Here is a 20,526-nt window from a genome sequence, read left to right as displayed (position 1 = left end):
AATTTAGGGCCTATCTTTCCGGTTTGCAAGCTTCCAATGCCTCTCTTACTTCCTCCAGGGTGACGTACCCGTAATCATTGCTCCAGGCATGACGCACATAATTGATGATATTGGTAATCTCGAAATCGCTGAGCTGGGGGCTGGCCGGCATGGGCTGGGTATAGCGGCGTCCGTTCACTACCATGGGTTCTTCCTCGCCGTATCGGATGATGCAGGCCACTCCGGCAATATTATCCCGCACGTAATCCGAGCCCACCACCGGAGGGATCAGGCCCTCCAGTCCGCTGCCGTTTTCCATGTGGCAGTTCTGACAAAAATTTTCGTATAAGATCTTCCCCTGCGGATAAGGTTCGCTATTGCAGCTGCTATTGATCATCACACCTATCAGGGGAAGCAGGAGCAATAACGCCATACGAACAAAACGATAGTTCATGGACAATACTGTTTAGTAGATGATCCCGGTTTTATCCTTTCCAGACGGTGAAAACGGTTTTCCACCGGAACCTTCCTGCAAATCAGCTTGCGTCCGGGATCTGATACTACACAATGATACAATAATTTTGCAAAACTGCCGGCTATTGCCGCAGTCCGGTAAACTTTCACCGGGTACCCGAAATGTACACCGAAATACACTTAAACTTTGAACCGCTCTCCTTCAGGTTGGTTGTATTAGTAAGGAAAATTTGAAGCCTATGCGAAATAAGAGGGCGATAGTATGGTTTCGACAGGATCTGCGCCTCCACGATAATGAAGCGCTGCTCGATGCCATCGCCAGCGCTGATGAAATAATACCGGTTTATGTATTTGACGAACGCGTATTCAAAGGGAAGACCCGCTATGGATTTCCGAAGACTGGAAAGTACCGGGCCCGCTTTATCATCGAATCCGTACACGATCTGCGGACTTCGCTGAGAGCACTGGGTAGTGAACTGATCGTCCGGGTCGGTAAACCCGAGGAGATCATCTACGATCTGGCCAATAAAGCCAAGTCGAGTTGGGTGTTTTGTAATCGCGAACGGACTGAGGAAGAAGTCGCCGTCCAGGATGCGCTGGAGCAAAATCTCTGGTCCATCGGACAGGAGATCCGCTATTCCCGCGGGAAGATGCTCTACTACACGGCGGACCTGCCGTTCCCGGTGACCCATACGCCGGATGTGTTTACCCAGTTTCGCAAGGAAGTAGAACGCTTTGTGGCCATCCGCCACCCGCTTCCCCGCCCGGAAACTTTCGAACCCGTTTTTGTTTTGCTGGAACCCGGTGAAATACCCCGCCTGGAAGATTTCGGTCACGAAGACGATCCGGCGGATAGCCGGGCCGTACTCGATTTCAAGGGAGGCGAGCTGGAAGGTTTAAAACGACTGAAGGAGTATGTCTGGGATACGGAACACATCCGTCACTACAAGGATACCCGGGACAACCTGATGGGAACGGATTATTCTTCCAAACTTTCTCCCTGGCTGGCCCAGGGATGTATTTCTCCGAAGACGGTATATTACGAAGTCAAAACTTTCGAAAAGACTTACGGCCAGTCCGAGTCTACCTACGGTCTGCTGTTCGAACTGCTGTGGCGGGACTTCTTCCGCTTCATGGCCAAAAAACACGGTAATAAGGTCTTCCAGGAAGGTGGCATCCAGGAAAAGACGGATCCGGACTGGAAGAACGACGAGGACCTGCTGCAGAGCTGGGTTAACGGCCAGACGGGCATCCCCTTTATCGATGCCAATATGCGGGAGATCAAGCAGACGGGGTACATGTCCAACCGGGGTCGCCTGAATACCGCCAGTTTTCTCGTCAATGACCTGAAAGTCAACTGGCAGATGGGCGCCGATTATTTTGAATCCGTCCTGATCGATTACGACGTTTGCAGCAACTACGGCAACTGGCAATTTGTGGCCGGTGTCGGCAGTGATTCCCGGGAACACCGGGAGCTGAATATTTTGGCGCAGGCCAAACGCTACGATCCCCAGGGAGATTTTGTACGTTTGTGGCTGCCCGAACTGGCCGAAGTGCCGCAGGATAAGATACACCAGCCCGATAGCCTGTCGGAAATGGAACAGCGCGATTTTCATTTTCAACTCGGTAGGGATTATCCCGCCGCGCTGGTGGACACGGGCAAGTGGAATTAGGTATCGTATAATTAATTAGTGGGGAAGCGGACGGTCAGCGGCCTCGATTTCCCCGGCATCCCAATTTTATGATCTGGAAACAAAAGTTGGACCTGAGTCAGATAGCGCAAATCTCCAAAGCGTCTTTAAGTGTACATCTCGGAATGGAATTTACCGAGGTAGGGCCCGATTATCTCGAAGCGACCATGCCCGTTGACGAGCGGACCCGGCAGCCTTTTGGCTTGCTGCACGGGGGCGCATCGGTTGCCCTGGCGGAAACTCTCGGTAGTGTGGCGGCTCTGCTTTGTATCGAAAACCTCGACGAACAGGTGCCGGTAGGAGTAGAGATTAATGCCAACCACCTCAACTCGGTGCGTTCCGGTAAGGTAACCGGTCGGTGCACGCCCATTAAGATCGGCCGCCGGTTACACGTGTGGCAGATCGACATCCGGGATGAGCGGGATCGCCCGGTCTGTGTCAGCCGTATAACAATTGCCATAGTTGAACGTCGATAAACTCCAATAATACCTACCTTTGCTTTCCCTGAAACCTCCCAGGACATCCTACTGGATATTTTCAAAATGGGCGGAGGGGGCCTGGAAGACCTGGAGAAAAGGAGAAGGGTAGATAGGGCGAAAAGTAATACCTTTTCCTGTTTTTCGTCAGTCCGTTTTTCTTATTTTGTCCGGTATTCTACATCTACCAGTAAAACCCTTACGATCTATTTTCAAATGGCCTCCAAATTTTCCGGTGCCTGGAATAACCCGGCTACGGACGGGGGCGTTCAGTATAGGATGGGAAAAATAGCAACTTTCATTAGATAAGTAATTTTAACAATCCGGGATCAGTCAGGAAGTTCCTTATTGGACCCCAAAGCTGCCTTTACCTTGCCATTGTGATTGGGGTTGGCATTGCGATTAAAAAAAATAGAATTGAACAGTCCTGCCCGGCGACGGAGATTAGAACGGGCATTGTCACAACCAAAACAAATGAAAAGAACAATCTTAGTATTTAGTTTATTGCTCATCGGTGGACTGGCTTTTGCACAGTTGAATATGCAGCTGGTCGGTACCGAAAGCTACAATGTAGAAACCAATGACATCTGGGGCTGGGTGGCTCCCGATGGCACGGAATACGCACTGGTAGGCACCGTCACCGGTTTGTCCATCGTGAGCCTGCAGGACCCCGCCAATCCTACGGAAGTAGCCTTCGTCAATGGTCCGAATTCCATCTGGCGGGATGTGAAATCCTGGGGCAATTACGCCTACGTATCCAATGAGACCAGCGGCGGTATTCAGATCGTTGATCTCAGCGGCCTACCGGGTACGGTGCGGGATACCTTCTGGACGGTCACTGTGGGAGAAGAAACGCTGGATAATATCCACAACCTGTATGTCGATTCCCTGGGCTTTGCCTACGTTGCCGGTTCCAATCTCTTCCGGGGCGGCCCTTTTATCGTAGATTTGAATGACAATCCCTGGGATCCGGAATTTGTGGGACCGATCGCTTCTATCTACGCCCACGATATCTACGTTCGCGGTGATCTGGCTTATTCTTCCGAGCTGTACCAAGGGCGGATGGCCATTTACGATATCAGCGATAAAAAAATGCCCTTGCTGCTGGGCACCCAGCCGACACCTTTTAATTTCACGCACAACATCTGGCTGTCCGACGACGGCACCGTAGCTTTTACCACCGATGAGCGATTTACGGCTCCGGTGGCTTCCTACGATGTGAGCGATCCGACCAATATCCGGGAACTGGATCAGTTCCGTCCGGCGGCCACGCTCGCCCAGGGGAACATACCGCACAACGTACACGTGTGGGAGGACTGGCTCATCCTTTCCTATTACGGAGACGGGGGTATCATCGTGGATGCTTCCCGCCCAACCAATCTGGTGGAAGTCGGGAATTTTGATACCTTTCTCGGGGGCATCGGTACGGTGGGTGCCTGGGGTGCTTACCCTTATTTGCCGTCCGGACTGGTACTGGTTACCGATATCGAAAATGGTCTGTTTGTGCTCGAACCAAACTATGTGCGGGCCGCCTGGCTGGAAGGCACCGTGACGGAAGCCGGCACCGGCACCCGGCTCAATGGAGTGAGTGTCACCATTCTTTCCGAACAAGCTAATATTGAAAATACCGATCTGAGTGGTGAGTACAAAACCGGTCAGGCGCTGGCCGGTACTTTTGATGTCCACTTTTTTAAAGAAGGGTATTTACCCAAAACCGTTTCGGCAACGCTGGACAACGGCTTGCTTACGGTGCTGGACGTAGAACTGACCCCGGCTTCTCTGAACCAGATCAGCGGGATCACCTTACAGGAAGCGGGCGGTGCCACGATCGAAGGAGCGCAGGTAGTTCTCGAAGGTGAACAGGGTACTTTCCGGGGCACAACGGCCGGCGACGGCCTGTTCGCTATCGAAGATGTATACGAAGGCACTTACTCGGTCTATGCCGGAAAATGGGGTTACATCGCTAAGGATCTCGGAACCGTACAGATCAGAAAGGATACGGCTTTTACCATCAACCTGCAGCGGGGCTATCAGGACGAATTTTTCTTCGATTTCGGCTGGCAGCATACATTGACCGGAAACGGAGCCCGTGGACCGTGGACGCGGGATGAACCCACCGGCACTTATTTTAACGGCCAGAGCTCGAATCCGGAATTTGATATCGAGGGGGATATCGGTGATGAGTGTTACGTTACGGGCAATGTCGGAGGCGCTGCCGGAACGGATGATGTGGACAATGGCGTTTCCACCCTGATCTCTCCCTGGATGGACCTGAGTGAATACGAAGATCCGGTGCTGACCTACTACGCCTGGTTCCTGAATGCCGGAGGCTCTACCCCGCCGAACGATTCCTTGTTGATCCAGATCACCAATGGCACGGATACCGTAGTGCTGGAAAATATCACCAGCGAAGAATCGATGGGCGCGTGGCGTCCGGAAACTTTCTTCCACCTTAAGGATTATCTCGAATTAACGAATTCCATGCGCTTGATCCTCACCACTGCGGATGATGTGGAGCAGGGGCACCTCGTGGAAGCAGCCCTGGATTTTGTGCGCGTCCGGGAGCTGGATCTGATCAACAGTACCGATGAGCCGGAACTTATGGTTCTACCGGTCCGGGCTTTTCCCAATCCTTTCCGCGAACAGATCAGTCTGGACCTGCGCGATCTGACGGAGCCGGCTGCCGTACAATTGCGGGCTTTTAATCAGCTCGGTCAGCAACTTCTGAACCTGGAGATCCCGGCCGGAACGGGGCTGTACGATCTTCCTTCCGAAAACTGGGCGCCGGGAAGTTATTACCTGCATCTGCTGGTTCCGGGTCTTGGAGGCCGCATGTTGAAGGTGATCAAGGTGCGCTAAGCGGCCAGAGGGATAGCAGCAGGATTAGCTGAGGTAGAGTAGGCGGTCCGTAAGTGGGGCGCCTTTACTTTGACTGTGTTCCGTCCTGCTGCTTTCCCAAACCTTTTCTGACAGGATTGAAAAGCTATCGGCTGAAGATGCCGCATCCGCACGGATCAGTTAAAACCGTAAATAAAAGCTTCCCGCTTCCCGTCTCTGGGAACGATCACCCAGTAGAGATGATCCGAAAGAGTTGGCAGGTAGAGAGTGAAGATCCAATTGTCGGTGGCACTTTCGCCACCTTCCGGCGGATTAAAGTCCAGCTCTGTGTCTGCGTTCCAGTCAATAGCCGGGAGTAAACTCATCTGACCGTTCCGGAGCACCTCGTACAACTTGAGGCTGATCTTTTGCCGGGCTTCCGGTTCTGCTGCCGGGAACCAGCCGAATACCTGGCCGATCACCTGCCGCGGACTTTCCCGCTCCGAATCGCTGTGCAGGATCACCTGCAGCGCCGTGCGGAGCGCCTGGCTGAAACTAAGCCGATTGTGTTCCAATGCTTCCTGGTCCCGGATGTAAGCCGGAGGGAAATCGTAACGCAGGCTTTCAAGGTCGAACTCTACACGAACGATGTGATCGATGCCGTTTTCCTCCTCGGGGTCTTCCTGGAGTTCCACCAGTTGTTCGCTCCAGGCACTGGCCCGGTCCGACCAGTTCAATTTTTCCAGCAGGTAAAGGATGGTACGTCTTTCGGTAGCGGTGATGCTGCTGCCGTCCTGTACTTGCTCCCAGATGATCTCGGCGTCCTGCCGGGAGATCCGGCCGTCGCCGCGGCCTTCGGTGAGTTGTTGAGCGGTTTCCAGTAACTGACGATCGTAGCGCTGACCGTTGATGATGTAATAGGATGGCATAGGATAGGACAATGGACTTTAGGTGATCTCCAAAAGTAACCAATGGCTTTTATAATCAGCCGGCAGCCGGCCGGAGTTGCAAAAAATTAATACTGGATTTACGTTACCCGCTTTATTGACCGGCCAGTTAACCCTGCCTTTAAATTGCAGCCCGTTTTACTCCGAAATTGCCTTTTTCTATACAACTTTTTTCCCGCTTGCCCAATGATCCTCATCACCCTCCACGGTGATGACAATCACCCCGCCAATGTGATCTTCTTCACAAATACCCGCCTGCTTTTGCCGCTATCTTTGGACTGTTCTTAAAGATTCCTAAACCTTTAAATCAGAAGATCTTATGTGTTGTAATAAATGTCCGTAAACGAAGCACCTGCCCAAATTGCTCATTTGCTTTTGCAATTTATTCAAGCTGAACTTATTACAAAAAATTGCCGACGACGGAGGATCTTCCGCAAGGTGAGAGATACCTCCGGATCGGGCCAACTAATCAAAAAAACATCAAATCATGAAAGTAGAACAAATCTATACCGGTTGTCTGGCGGAAGCCGCTTATTATATCGAAAGTAAAGGGGAAGCAGTGGTGATCGACCCGCTGCGGGAAACCGAACCTTACCTGGAAAGAGCGAAAGCCGACGGCGCCAAGATTAAATACGTACTGGAGACGCACTTCCACGCTGACTTCGTATCCGGTCACCTCGACCTTGCCCAGAAGACCGGAGCCACCATCGTTTACGGACCTACCGCTCAGCCCAACTTTGCCGCCCATATAGCCAGGGATAACGAAGTACTGAAAGTCGGTGATATCACCATTAAGGTACTGCATACTCCGGGGCATACCATGGAAAGTACCACCTATCTGCTTCGGGACGAAAAGGGCAACGACTACGCCATCTTTACCGGTGATACCCTCTTCCTCGGGGATGTCGGTCGCCCGGACCTGGCCATCAAGCAGGGAGAGATCACCCGCGAGGATCTGGCCGGATTCCTTTTCGACAGTCTGCGCAACCGCATTATGCCGCTGAACGACGATGTGATCGTCTATCCCGGACACGGTGCCGGCTCCGCCTGCGGTAAAAAAATGAGTAAGGATACCTGGGGTTATCTCGGAGACCAGAAGAAGACCAACTACGCCCTGCGGGCCGATATGACCCGGGCCGAATTTGTAAAAGAAGTGACCACCGGCCTCGTAGAGCCGCCGCAATATTTCCCGAAAAACGCCATGATGAACAAGATGGGATACGAGAGTATCGATACCGTACGCGAACGCGGCGTGCAGGCCCTGAGCGTAGGCGCTTTCAAAGCCGCCTGGGAAGGAGAGGAAGCGCTGGTGATTGATACCCGCCACCAGGATGTATTCGCCAAAGGGTTCATTCCGGGATCGATCTTTATCGGTATTGACGACAATTTCGCGATGTGGGTCGGTGCCCTGATCACGGATCTGAAGCAGCCCATCCTTTTCGTTAGTGAATCCGGCCGGGAAGAAGAGATAGTGACCCGTCTGGCCCGCGTCGGTTACGACAATGCCATCGGCTATCTGAAAGGCGGATTTGCGAGCTGGGAAAAAGCCGGTGAGGAAGTCGATACCCTGGAAGAGATTACCGCCGAAGCGTTTGCGCCGGTCTTTACCAAAGGGGATGTAAATCTGCTGGACGTCCGCCGGGAAAGTGAATATGCGGCCGAACACCTGTACGGTGCGGTCAACTTCCCGTTGGATTTCATCAACCGGAATATGAACCAGATCAGCCGGGATAAAAGATACTACGTGCACTGTGCCGGAGGTTATCGCTCCGTGATCGCCGCTTCCATTCTGAAAGCACGTGGATTTGAAGATGTCGTTAATATCCGCGGTGGTTACAAAGCGTTGAGCCAAACGGATCTCAAACGTACGGAATACATTGAGCAGATAACGGAATTGTAAACAAGTTGGTAGCCAATCAGATCGTAGGTCGACGTGCAGACGTCGGCTTACGATTTCCAACATTTAAACACTACAGATCATGAAAAAAATACTTTTGCCCACCGATGGAACCGAATTGGGCGATTATGCCTACGAACTGGCCCACAAGATCGCACAAAAGACCAAAGCGAGTATTGAAGTACTCACCGTAGTGCCCGCACCGGCCGGCGCCATATTTGATCCGGACGGAAGGCTGCGCAATGACGAAGGAGAAGATTTTTCCGATTTCTACGAAGAAAAAGTCGCCGTGGAAGAGCGGCTGGAACGTTGGATCGAAGACAAACCCGATATCCGTTATACCAATGTCCGGATCGGACATATCGAAGAAGATATCCTGCAATACGTAAAAAATAACCAGGTCGATCTGGTGGTAATGGGAACCAAGGGAGCCCACGGTATGAATGAGTTCATCCGGGGATCGCATACGGGCCATATTGTGAATGCATCGCCGGTACCGGTCCTCTGTCTGAAGTGTGATCGTTCGGGCATGCTGATCCACGATATCTTGCTGCTGAGTGATTTTGAGGAAGTCGAACAACTTGATCTGGGGATCCTGAAAGACCTGCTGTACGCTTTTGACGCCGAGCTGCACCTGCTCCGCGTGAATACGCCGAAACATTTTGCCACTACCCGCCAGGTAAAACGCAATATGGAACGATTTGTGGAGCTCAATGGTCTGGATAAGGTGCGTTTCCACATTTACGACGAAGAATCCATTGAACAGGGTATCACGAATTTCAGCCTGGAAAACCGCGTGGATATCGTAGCCATCGGCACCCACCAGCGGAAAGGTTTTGACCGCCTGTTCAAGCACAGCGTTTCCGAAGATATAGTGAACCATCTGATGCAGCCTGTTCTGACATTCAGGGTTTAGAGCTGATTTTTTTCACCAGGAACAAGTCGATACACACGCACATTTCGATTTGTAGTGTAGCATATTCTATCCGGTGCCCGATCCCTCGGGCACTTTTTTCTTCCATCCAGTAAGTCCTGTTCGCCGGCCAACTCCGGACGGGTAAGAAAACTTCTGCCCTTCCGGAAGTGTTCCATAGGTAAATACATGAATGTTTCTTCATGTATTTCTTTTTATGTAGGAACCATTACTAAGGAGAAAATTTTTGAAGATGGAAGTAAAACGGATATATGACGAAGGACTGGCCCACGCATCTTATGTGGTGCTTTCGGATGGAAAAGCGATACTGATCGATCCGGGACGCGATCCCGAACCCTATTACGAGTACGCAAAAGAGAAAGGAGCGGAGATTGTTGGGGTGATCGAAACCCATCCGCACGCCGACTTTGTCAGTAGCCACCTGGAAATTGCCGAAGATACCGGGGCCTCTATTTATGTGAGCCGGAAGGTCGGCGCGGATTACCCCCACGTCGGTTTTGACGAAGGGCAGGAGATCCAGCTGAACGGCATTACCCTCAAGGCTCTGAATACCCCGGGGCATTCTCCGGATAGCATCAGCATTCTGTTGGAAGACGAAGCCGGAAAGCAGCAGGCCGTCTTTACCGGAGACACGCTCTTTATCGGCGATGTCGGTCGTCCGGACCTGCGGGAGAATACCGGCAGGATGCAGGCCAAAAGAGAAAGCTTGGCCCGACAGATGTACCATTCCACCCGGGAAAAACTAATGACGCTCAATGAAAACGTGATGGTCTATCCGGCCCACGGTGCCGGTTCCTTATGCGGCAAGGGTATGAGCGATGAACTGACCAGTACCCTCGGCAAACAGTTGCGCGAAAACCCCGCATTGCAGTCGATGGGTGAAGATGAATTCGTGGATTGGCTGCTCGAAGGGCAACCCTTCATACCCAAGTATTTCGGCTATAATGTGGACCTCAATAAGCAGGGGGCACCCGATCTGGACGAAAGCATCCAGGCTGTTTCCCGCATGGGCAAAGATGTTCCCAAGCTGGAAGCCGGCGTGCTGATCGTCGATACCCGGCCCCAAACCGAATTCCAGCGGGGCCACTATCCCGGAGCCATCAACATCATGGAAGGCAATAAATTTGAGACCTGGCTGGGTTCCATTATCGAACCGGGTGAAAAATTCTATCTGGTTGCCGGCGACGAAACTACCCTGGACAGCGTATTGAACAAGGCGGCCAAGATCGGTTACGAACCGTTCATTAAAGGGACCATTATCTACACCGGTGCCCTGGATGGAACTGAAAGCGACGAATTCGACCTGGAAGCCTTTAAGACAGATCCGGAAAAGTATACCGTAGTGGATATCCGGAACGAAAGCGAAGTGGAAGACGGCAAGTTTTTCGAGCACGCCATCAATATCCCCTTACACGAGCTGCGGGAACGGACCGCAGAGATCCCTACCGAAAAGCCAATCGTTGTGCACTGTGCCGGTGGATACCGTTCCGCGGCGGGTACGAGTATCGTAGACCGGGCCATCGGCGATGAGGTATCGGTTTTCGATCTTAGTGAGGATGTCAAGGAATTCACCTGATCTCAGTTTCTCTACGCTCTACCATCTTCTCTCTACAATTCAAGTATCGAATTCTATATTCTTGAATTAAATAAATACCGTGTGATCCGGATCACTGACTGCCGCCTGGAATACGCCGTTCTTTGTATTGTTCAATTAAGAACATGTTTAAATTTCATCCTTTGGCCTGCAAATAACCATCTAATGAACCTCACTTTACCATTTTTTCGCCCCATAGCGCTGCTATGAGACTTAAAAATGCCTTCGTGAGAACCACTATCTGGTCATTTTCGCCATCAAAAACGAATTTTAAACATGTTCTGATTACAACGAAAGTTAAAATAGGAAAAAGGGTTTTCTTGTGGTGGATGCTGCACCGCCCGTTAAGTTGGGTGGTGCAGCACACTTTTTTAAATGAGCTAATTATGAAATGGATCATCCCCGTCGTACTCGCCGTATTTTTTGCTGCTTGTCATACCAACGCTCCACGCCACCAGGCTACTCCGGAAGTAACTTCCACCGAAGTCAGTGCGGTGGCTGCCGCCGATCCGGCCGAGGCATCTGTAAACGTTTCGGTAACGGAATTTGAAAAGCTGATCGGTAAAAAGAATACTGTCCTGCTTGACGTACGTACGCCGGAAGAGACCGCAGCCGGTAAGATCGTCGGAGCGATGGAGATTGACGTACTCGCCGCCGACTTTACGGAACGGGTGCGCCGGCTGGATAAAGATAAAACCTATCTGGTCTATTGCCGAAGCGGACGGCGGAGCACCCGGGCGGTAGAGATCATGGCAACCGAAGGCTTTTCCCATTTGATCAATCTGGAGGGAGGCTTCAATGCGTGGACGGCCGAGCACCAGTAAGCAACGGCTCCGAAGCGCTCCCAAAAGACCGGAGAATTAGCTAGTTTTGGCATTGTTTTCCGGACGATGCCCCGAAATGGCCCGCTTGTATTACCGATAACACTGTTCATGAATCAGCTGCAACACGAAACCAGTCCGTACCTCTTACAACATGCGAATAACCCGGTGCAATGGCATCCCTGGCGGGCCGAAACGCTGGCCCGGGCCAAAGCCGAGGACAAACCCATTCTCGTCAGTATCGGTTATTCTACCTGCCACTGGTGTCACGTGATGGAGCGCGAGAGTTTTGAAGATGTGGAGATCGCCGACTTCATGAACGCTTATTTTATCAACGTCAAAGTAGACCGGGAAGAGCGGCCCGATCTGGATGCGCTCTATATGGATGCCTGCCAGATCCTGGCGGGTACGGCCGGTTGGCCCCTCAACGTATTTCTTACCCCCGATCTCAAGCCATTTTTTGCGGGTACTTACTTTCCTCCCGATCCCGGGCACAAGCGCATGTCCTGGTTGCAGGTCCTGCAGTACGTCCATTACAATTTCCAGGAACAACGAATAGCCGTCGAACGACAGGCCGATCGGGTGATGGCCCGGCTTGCGGATACCCCGGGGCAGCCGGGTCCGATCGGGACCATAGATCCGGCCAAAACGGAAGACTTACCCAATGTCCTGTTCAGGGGATTGCAGCAACGCTTCGATCCGGAATCCGGTGGATTCGGTACGGGAAAAAAATTCCCGAATACGATGGCGCTGGAGTATCTGCTGAACTACTTCTACTATTATAGAGACCAGGAGGCCCTGCGGCATTTCCGGTTTACGCTGAGCACCATGCTGAAATCCGGTCTGTACGACCAGATCGGCGGCGGGATCGCCCGCTACACGGTAGATCGGGAGTGGCGGATCCCCCATTTTGAAAAAATGCTGTACGATAATACACTGTTTGCCCGGCTTCTGGCCAGAGCTTACCGACTGATCGGCCGGCGCAAATACAAAACCGCGCTGCTGCAGACCATTAGTTTCCTGGAACGGGACCTGCGGGCGCCGGGCGGTGGCTTTTTCTCCGCCCTGGATGCCGACAGCCCGGCGGGGGAGGGGCGATACTACACCTGGGACAAGGCGGAGATCGAAGCCGTACTGGGCGATGATGCGGAATTGTTTTGCCGGTATTTCGGCATTACGGAGGCCGGTAACTGGGACGGGACCAATATTCTTTACCAACCGTTGGATCGCTTCCACTATGCCGATAAGCTGAAGCGCGACCGCGAAGAGCTGCTGGAAAGTATGCACGCCGCGCGCCGCAAAATGCTGGCGGTCCGTAACGAGCGAATGCCTTTACACCGCGATGAAAAGATCATCTTGTCCTGGAACGCCCTGATGGTGTCGACCTACACGGAGGCCTATCTGGCCACGGGAGAAACGAACTTACTGGAATCGGCGGAAAGTCTGTTGTCTTTTCTGGAACGGCATTTCCTCCAGGCAGACGGTATCACCTGTTACCGGACCTACACCAACGGCAAAGCGGCGAACCCGGCTACGCTCCGGGATTATGCCTTTCTCATCCGGGCGTATCTGGATCTTTTTCAGATCACCAATGTCCGGTCTTACCTGGAACGAGCGGTAAAAATGATCGATGCCGTGCAGGATATTTTTACCGCTCCGGAGACGGTCTTTTTCAGCTACGCCCGGCGTGATCTGACGGATCTCATCCGACAGCAGCTAGATCTGGAGGACGATGAAATGCCATCCGGGAATGCGGCCATGCTGCGCAATTTGCAGGAGCTGGGTATTCTGACCGGTGATAAAAAATACCGTGACCGGGCGGGAGCCCTACTGGCGGCTATGTCAAAGTCCGTACAGACCCATCCTTTGGCCTACGCGGCCTGGGCGAATGCCCTGCTGGCGGATGATCGGGGAATACTGGAGATTGCGGTGATCGGCGAGCAGGCCGGGGCGTGGAAACGGCAGATAGAGCGGGAATATCAGCCTTTTCGGGTCCTGATCGCCGCCGAAGAGCCGGATGATAGCTTACCCTTACTGGCGGGCAAGGACGCCGGAGACGCTACGCTGATCTATGTCTGTGAGGATGCGACCTGCCGGACGCCGCTGGATAGCCCCGAGGCATTTGCCGCGGTCTATGTTAAGCCGCCTGATCTTTCCCGAAATAAATAAAAAGTACTATTTTTTGGATAAATAGTTCTAAGCCGTCTCGGCCTGAATTTGTTCTTTTGTAAAGGATGTGATGCTGGAAGAATGACTGTGCTGATCCGGGGCAATTATGCCCGGCGATCAGGCGTTTGCCGGCTCCGTGTCCCGGGCGAACCAAAACAAAAAACATTGACACCCAAGTCCTACAATATTGAAGATCTAAGGTGTAACGCCTTTACCACTCAGGGAAAGGCTTTTGATATGGTGCGCTATGAGGACTTTATGCGGGAAACCCACGGTTTTGCCGCGCCCCACCGTCACAATTATTACATGCTTTTCCTGGCCACTTCCGGAAGCGGCCGACAACTGATCGATTTCAAGTCCTTCGCTATCCGCCCGGGCATGATGTTCTTCATGTACCCCGGAATGATCCACGCCTGGGAATCCGATGAGCACCTGCGGGGTTATCTCATATTTTTCACGGCGGATTTTTTTGCCCAGCGCTATCACTACAACAGCCTGCTGAGTTTCCCCTTTTTCAACAACAATTCCAAAAGACCATTCGTACCGCTGGATGCCGGTGCGCTTGGGAGCCAGACGAAACTAATGGAACTCATGCTCAGCGAATACGAGGCCGGCGGGGAAAGGTCCGAAAGTGTGCTGCGTTCCCTGCTGAACGTGGTGCTGATCCAGGCGTCCCGGGAGTACGATCAGCAACACTGCTTCGATACCGAGGAGAAAAAACGGATGACACTGCTCAAGGATTTTGAGCAACTGGTGGAAGGACATTATCAGCAAAAACGACTGGTGCGCGAATACGCCCAACTGCTCCTCATCAGCCCGAATTATCTCAACGTAGTGGTCAAGGAAATCACCGGCAGATCGGCCGGGGAGATGATCCGCGAACGGATCATGCTGGAAGCCAAAAGAGAACTGACGCATAACGGACGCACGGTAGCGGAGATCAGCCACGATCTCAATTTCAAGGACCCATCGTATTTCTGTCGGTTTTTCAAAAAATACGAGGGGCTGAGTCCGGATAATTTTCGAAAACAATTTGTCACCAGGACCTAAATCAATCCGCTTATGGATGTTGAAATACTTTCCCGCATACAATTTGCCTTTACGGTTTCCTTCCACTACATCTACCCGCCGCTGAGCATCGGTCTGGGTTTGCTGATGGTGATCATGGAGGGACTTTATCTCCGTACGAAAGATCCGGTCTACGAAAAAATGACCCGCTTCTGGACCAAAATATTCGCTCTGACTTTCGGGATCGGAGTGGCTACGGGGATCGTGATGGAATTCGAGTTCGGTACCAACTGGGCTACCTATTCCCGCTACGTCGGCGATGTGTTCGGTAGTGCTCTGGCGGCCGAGGGGATCTTTGCCTTTGCGCTGGAGAGCGGTTTCCTGGGTATTCTGCTTTTCGGCTGGAACCGCGTCAGCCCCCGCGTGCACTTCATCGCTACTCTGGGCGTTTTCCTGGGATCAATGTTCTCAGCGGTATGGATCGTAGTGGCCAACAGCTGGCAGCAAACCCCGGCCGGATTTCAGATCGTGGGCGAAGGCATGCAGGCCCGGGCGGAAATTACCGATTTCTGGGCCATGGTCTTCAATCCCTCCAGTATGGATCGCCTGATGCACGTCTGGGTGGGGGCTTTTCTGGCCGGCGCTTTTCTGGTGCTGAGTGTACACGCCTACTACATCCTGAAGGGGCGGTACGTGGAATTGTCCAAACAGGCGTTCAAGATCGCTTTGGTGGCGGCCACGGTATTTTCCCTGAGCCAGCTGGCTACGGGGCATAAATCTGCCGACGGGGTAGCGGTAAACCAACCCGCCAAACTGGCGGCCCTGGAGGGCCATTTCGATAGCCTGGCGGTAGCGGATATGTACCTGTTCGGTTGGGTGGACAAGGAAGAGCAGGAAGTGACGGGCCTGAAAATACCGGGCGGACTGAGTTTTCTCACCCACTGGGATTTCGATACCCCGGTGCGCGGGCTGAATTCGTTCCCGGAGGATGAGCGCCCCACTGCCCTCAACGCCATTTTCCAGTTCTATCACCTCATGGTGGCTATCGGCATGATCCTGATCCTGCTCACGGTGTACGCCAGTTTTCAGTGGTGGCGGGGTAAGTTATTCGATCAGAAATGGCTGCTGTGGATCTTCGTTTTTGCGGTACTGCTGCCGCAGATCGCCAATCAGGTGGGCTGGTTCTCGGCGGAAATGGGGCGTCAGCCCTGGGTGGTCTACGGACTGTTGCGCACCTCGGATGCCTTATCCAAGGTCGTAACGGCTAATCAGGTACTTTTCTCGCTGATCATGTTCTTTTTTATTTACCTGATCCTTTTTGCCTTATTCATCTATTTGCTGACCAAAAAGATCCAGCACGGACCCTACGACGAAGAGATGGAAGATGACCGGCCGCAGCAGCGGGAAATGGCCGAGATCTTTAAATAAGTTCAACACAATATGCAGCAAACAACTGTCGATCCATTGACTGAAGATTGAAAAAACTTAAACATGTCAACATTCTTAGGTATAGATTATCCCACCTGGTGGTTTTTGGTAGTAGGCGGGCTTTTTTCGGGCTACGCGATCCTGGACGGTTTCGATCTGGGGGCGGGCGCCTGGCATTTATTTTTCCGCAAAGAGCAGAGTCGCCGCATCGCGCTCAATGCCGTCGGTCCGGTCTGGGACGGCAATGAAGTCTGGCTGGTGATCGGGGGCGGAGCCCTGTTTGCCGGATTCCCGGTAGTTTACGCCACGATGTTCTCGGCGATGTACATTCCGTTCATGCTGTTTCTGGCCTTCCTGATCTTTCGCGCCGTTTCCATCGAATTTCGCAGTAAAGAACCGATGAAATGGTGGCGACAGATGTGGGACGTGAGTTACTCCGTGGCCAGCATCATGCTCGCTTTTTTGCTGGGCGTTGTTTTGGGGAATGTGCTGCAGGGCGCGGCCATCGGACCGGATCTCGAATTTCAGAGTAGCTGGCTGGATTTTATCAATCCTTACGCTATCATGGTCGGAATTACCACAGTGGCCCTGTTTATGATGCACGGCGCTATCTATCTGCTGCTGAAAACGGAAGGTCGGCTTTTCGCCAAACTGACGATTCTGCTGAAGCGGGGGATCATCTTTTTTATTTTGACCTTCGTGATCACCTCGTTCTATACCCTGATCTATATTCCGCACCTGTCGGATGATTTCAAAAGCCATCCGGAATTGTTCTTTATTCCGGTCCTTGCTTTTCTCAGTATCGCCAACCTGCCCCGGCTAGCCAGTAAACGGAAGTACCGGCAGGCCTTTCTGTTCAGTTCCCTGACGGTGAGTTTACTGCTCATTCTGGTGGCGATCGAATTGTATCCGGTACTGATCCTCTCCACGGTAGATCCGGCCAATAATATCACGATTTACAATGCGGCCTCTTCGGACAAATCGCTGGGCATTATGCTGACGATCGCCGCTATCGGCGGACCTCTGGTGGCCATTTACACCATCTTCGTTTACAAAACTTTTGCGGGGAAAGTGAAACTGGATGATACGAGTTATTAGTGTTTTTTTTCGCCGTAACGGCTAAACAGACCGTAGCGTTAACGGCCGACAATTTCGGTCCGATCCGATCCGCTTTTGAATTTTATGGATACCTTCGTGAAACGGCGTCCGTCGTTCGGATGGTTTAGAGATAAAAATTCGTGAGCATGATGATCGGAATGAAAAAGTCCAGTTTTTTCAAATTGGTGCATGGTTTAATCTGCACCCTATTCCTGCTGGGAATGGGGCTGCCGGCCGTTGCCCAGACCCCGGCCTTTCCCACCGCCGAAGGTTTCGGGATGTGGGCTAAAGGAGGCCGTGGCGGTCAGGTGGTGGAAGTAACCAACCTGGAAGACGATGCCAATGGTATCATCGAGGGCAGCTTCCGGTGGGCGCTGAAACAATATCCTTCCGAGCCGCTGACGGTGGTTTTTCGGGTTTCGGGGGTGATCGATCTGGTGACCCAGCTGCGGAGCAGCCGCACCCAGGGATTGACCATTGCCGGCCAGACCGCACCCGGCGACGGTATTTGCATCCGCGGGGCAAAATGTAATTTCGGCGGCAGCAAAAATCTGATCATCCGGCATATCCGCTTTCGGATCGGCCTGCGGGAGTTGGAAGGCGGCGGTACGGAATTCATCGAAGGTGGTTCCATCGGTATCGAGAATGCGAGCAACTGGATCATCGACCATTGTACCTTCGGCTGGTCGGGCGAAGAGAATATGACCATTTACGATAATACCCTCACCACCGTGCAATGGTGCATCATCCACGAAGGATTGTACGATGCCGGGCACGGCAAGGGGCAACGGGGATACGGCAGCCAGTGGGGAGGACAGACGGCTACCTATCACCACAATCTGCTCGCCAACAACTACAACCGCACGCCGCGGGTGAACGGTGCCCGAAGCAATGACCACCAGGTTTTGCTGGACTATGTCAACAACGTCAACTTCAACTGGGGGAAACCCAATTCGGCCTACGGTGGAGATATGGACCGGGAGGGGCAGTCGCACCACTGCAACATGATCAATAATTACTACAAGCCGGGACCGGCTCGGCCGGGCACTTCCTCCTCTTTTTTCGTGCAATCCTCTTTCCATTCCCAGCAGACCAATGACAAGATCGCCCGCTGGTATATGGCCGGAAATTACATGGAAGGACCGGCTAATGCGGATAAAAATGAAGACAACTACCTCGGCCTCGACGCCGGGTATTATACTGACAGAGGGATCGATAAGGCCGCACTGATCGCGCCGGAACCATTCGAAGTTCCTTATGAGCTAACTATTGAAACGGCACCGGAAGCTTACGAAAGCGTACTGGCCGGAGCGGGGGCGTATCCTCTCGATACCGTCGACCGGCGGATCATTCAGGAAGTACGCACCGGGATCCCGACCTACGGCGGGAGTTTAGGAGAAGGCCTGGGGATCATCGATAAACCTTCTGACGCCGGTGGTTATCCGGAATACGAAACCTACGATCTGATCGTGGATGCGGATCACGACGGGATGGCCGATGAGTGGGAAACGGCGAACGGCCTGGATCCGACGAATCCCGACGACCGGAACCGCGTGGTCAATTCCGGCTATACCACTCTGGAAGTTTACCTGAATAGCCTGGTGGGCGAGCCTATCGATCTGGACTTTACCATTTCCAGCGCTAAAGTGCACGATTTCGTGGTGGCCCAGGATGGAAGCGGTGATTTCACCAGCATCAACGAAGCCATCGAGGCCGCTTCGGATGACGGAGTACGCAATACCATCTTTATTAAAAAGGGCATCTACGAGGAAAAGGTATTCATCGGTAATCGCTGGCAGGATTCGGACAAAGTAATCAGCCTGATCGGAGAACAGGTCGATAGCGTAGTCGTCATCTGGGATGATTATCTGGGAAAAGAGATCACCTATCCGGGGCGCGAAGGTACCATTACCGCCGATGGCACGACCTGCCCGACCATGACGGTGACCGCTCCCGATTTCTATATGGAGAACATTACCGTTCGGAATCCGTCTACCGTAGCGCAGGCCGTGGCCCTCTACCAGAGCGGGGACCGGCAGGTACTGAAAAACTGTAAGATCCTGGGACATCAGGATACCCATCGCACCAAAAAAGGCCGCCGGTATTTCTACTTCCGCACGGTGATCGAGGGCGGTGTGGATTTTATTTACGCCGGGGGCACCTGTTACTTTTACCAGTGTGAGATCGTCAGCAATCGAGACGGCTTCATCACGGCTCCGGAAGACGTGATCTACCAGGCTACCCTTAGCTCCGGTAAGAAAATGCGCTATGGTTTCTTTTTCCGGGATTGCGACATTACCGCAACTGAGGGGGTGGCCGACGGCAGTGTTTTTCTCGGTAGACCGTGGCAACCGGAATGCGGTTCCGCTTTTCTGGAGTGTCGCCTCGGTGATCACATCAATCCCCGTGGGTGGACGACCTTTGGGGCCGGTAATGAGCAAACGGCTTTCTTCGCCGAGTTCAATAATCTGAATGCCGATGGTAGCGAACTGGTCGATGTGTCCCAACGGGTGGACTGGAGTACCCAACTAACCGCCGGAGATATCAATAATCATATGTTGTTGTCGAAGATCTACGCCAAGGTGTCAAACACACCTTTCGATGCGGTCTCCAAAGTTGTGGCAACCGACGCCCCCGCCTGGCTGCGGGTAGAGGAAAACTATCTGGAGTGGCCGCCGGTAGCGGATGCAGTCGGCTACGTGGTATACGCCGACGGATCGGCTATCGGTTATAATGACGGGGAGCATTACCTCGATACGCTGGCCTACGCTTTGCCGCCGGTGTACCGTGTACGGGCGGTAGGGCCGCACGGTAACCTCAGTGCGCCGAACGGGGAAAGTGAGGATTTTACCGTAGCGGGCATTAATGAAGTTATCGATTCGCCGATCTTCATTACCGGGGTCAAAGAAAAGATCAGTGAGGAACGTTTCGTGCCCAGGATCGCTGACGGGGTCATCACCTTCGATCAGCCGGTGTCCTGTCATGTCTATTCGGTGGTCGGCCAACGGATCCTGCAGGAAACCAATATTCACAATTTCGAGCTGGATCGCTTGAGTACCGGCGTATACATTTTTGTGGTCTCTACGGATGGGCAGCAGTATTATTCCTTTAAGGTGAGTAACGTTCGAAAATAGATAGAGCGCAGTGACTAAGTCCGACTTTAGCAAATTCAATGATTAGCTTCAGTGCCCTC

14 protein-coding genes are annotated in these 20,526 nt (G+C 52.7%); 12 read left to right on the top strand and 2 right to left on the bottom strand.

Features of this window, described 5'->3' with window-relative positions; genetic code table 11:
- Positions 1-10 precede the first annotated feature (10 nt).
- Complete coding sequence (locus CRP01_RS13775) at positions 11-433, bottom strand: c-type cytochrome (RefSeq protein WP_099150632.1); 423 nt, start codon at positions 431-433, stop codon at positions 11-13.
- Positions 434-692: 259 nt separating this feature from the next.
- On the opposite strand from CRP01_RS13775, the gene CRP01_RS13770 reads away from it, so the two are divergent.
- The 3 genes from CRP01_RS13770 to CRP01_RS13760 all read left to right on the top strand — a co-directional run bounded on the left by CRP01_RS13770 (position 693) and on the right by CRP01_RS13760 (position 5,479).
- Positions 693-2,126 carry a DASH family cryptochrome gene (locus tag CRP01_RS13770; protein ID WP_099150631.1) on the top strand — a complete coding sequence of 478 codons (1,434 nt, stop codon included), beginning with the start codon at positions 693-695 and terminating at the stop codon, positions 2,124-2,126.
- A 68-nt stretch (positions 2,127-2,194) separates the two neighbouring features.
- Complete coding sequence (locus tag CRP01_RS13765; protein WP_099150630.1) at positions 2,195-2,620, top strand: hotdog fold thioesterase; 426 nt, start codon at positions 2,195-2,197, stop codon at positions 2,618-2,620.
- A 474-nt stretch (positions 2,621-3,094) separates the two neighbouring features.
- Complete coding sequence (locus CRP01_RS13760) at positions 3,095-5,479, top strand: choice-of-anchor B family protein (RefSeq protein WP_099150629.1); 2,385 nt, start codon at positions 3,095-3,097, stop codon at positions 5,477-5,479.
- Positions 5,480-5,634: 155 nt separating this feature from the next.
- Here the strand turns inward: CRP01_RS13760 and CRP01_RS13755 are convergent, their stop codons facing one another.
- Positions 5,635-6,366, bottom strand: coding sequence for a hypothetical protein (locus CRP01_RS13755; RefSeq protein ID WP_099150628.1), 732 nt, complete (start codon positions 6,364-6,366; stop codon positions 5,635-5,637).
- A gap of 505 nt (positions 6,367-6,871) precedes the next feature.
- Here CRP01_RS13755 and CRP01_RS13750 point away from each other — a divergent pair.
- From CRP01_RS13750 to CRP01_RS13705, 9 genes are all read left to right on the top strand, one after another.
- Positions 6,872-8,284, top strand: coding sequence for an MBL fold metallo-hydrolase (locus CRP01_RS13750; protein ID WP_099150627.1), 1,413 nt, complete (start codon positions 6,872-6,874; stop codon positions 8,282-8,284).
- Positions 8,285-8,363: 79 nt separating this feature from the next.
- On the top strand, positions 8,364-9,197 hold the full coding sequence (locus CRP01_RS13745; protein WP_099150626.1) for a universal stress protein: 834 nt from the start codon (positions 8,364-8,366) through the stop codon (positions 9,195-9,197).
- Between the two features lie 250 nt (positions 9,198-9,447).
- Positions 9,448-10,791 carry an MBL fold metallo-hydrolase gene (locus CRP01_RS13735; RefSeq protein WP_099150624.1) on the top strand — a complete coding sequence of 448 codons (1,344 nt, stop codon included), beginning with the start codon at positions 9,448-9,450 and terminating at the stop codon, positions 10,789-10,791.
- A 404-nt stretch (positions 10,792-11,195) separates the two neighbouring features.
- Positions 11,196-11,633, top strand: coding sequence for a rhodanese-like domain-containing protein (locus CRP01_RS13730; RefSeq protein ID WP_099150623.1), 438 nt, complete (start codon positions 11,196-11,198; stop codon positions 11,631-11,633).
- Between the two features lie 108 nt (positions 11,634-11,741).
- Positions 11,742-13,799: a thioredoxin domain-containing protein gene (locus tag CRP01_RS13725; protein WP_170110363.1), complete on the top strand. Its 2,058-nt coding sequence runs from the start codon at positions 11,742-11,744 to the stop codon at positions 13,797-13,799.
- Positions 13,800-13,964: 165 nt separating this feature from the next.
- The gene (locus CRP01_RS13720; protein ID WP_170110362.1) at positions 13,965-14,849 is read left to right on the top strand and encodes a helix-turn-helix domain-containing protein; all 885 of its coding nucleotides are present in this window, start codon (positions 13,965-13,967) and stop codon (positions 14,847-14,849) included.
- Between the two features lie 12 nt (positions 14,850-14,861).
- Entirely contained in the window at positions 14,862-16,235 is a 1,374-nt protein-coding gene (locus CRP01_RS13715) for a cytochrome ubiquinol oxidase subunit I (RefSeq protein ID WP_099150620.1), read from the top strand.
- Between the two features lie 63 nt (positions 16,236-16,298).
- Positions 16,299-17,333, top strand: a complete 1,035-nt coding sequence (gene cydB, locus CRP01_RS13710; protein ID WP_099150619.1) for a cytochrome d ubiquinol oxidase subunit II — start codon at positions 16,299-16,301, stop codon at positions 17,331-17,333.
- Positions 17,334-17,479: 146 nt separating this feature from the next.
- On the top strand, positions 17,480-20,467 hold the full coding sequence (locus CRP01_RS13705; RefSeq protein ID WP_099150618.1) for a pectinesterase family protein: 2,988 nt from the start codon (positions 17,480-17,482) through the stop codon (positions 20,465-20,467).
- Positions 20,468-20,526: the final 59 nt, after the last annotated feature.

Source organism: Flavilitoribacter nigricans DSM 23189 = NBRC 102662 (assembly GCF_002646595.1).
Lineage (GTDB): Bacteria > Bacteroidota > Bacteroidia > Chitinophagales > Saprospiraceae > Flavilitoribacter > Flavilitoribacter nigricans.
This window is presented reverse-complemented; position numbering and strand designations above follow the sequence as displayed.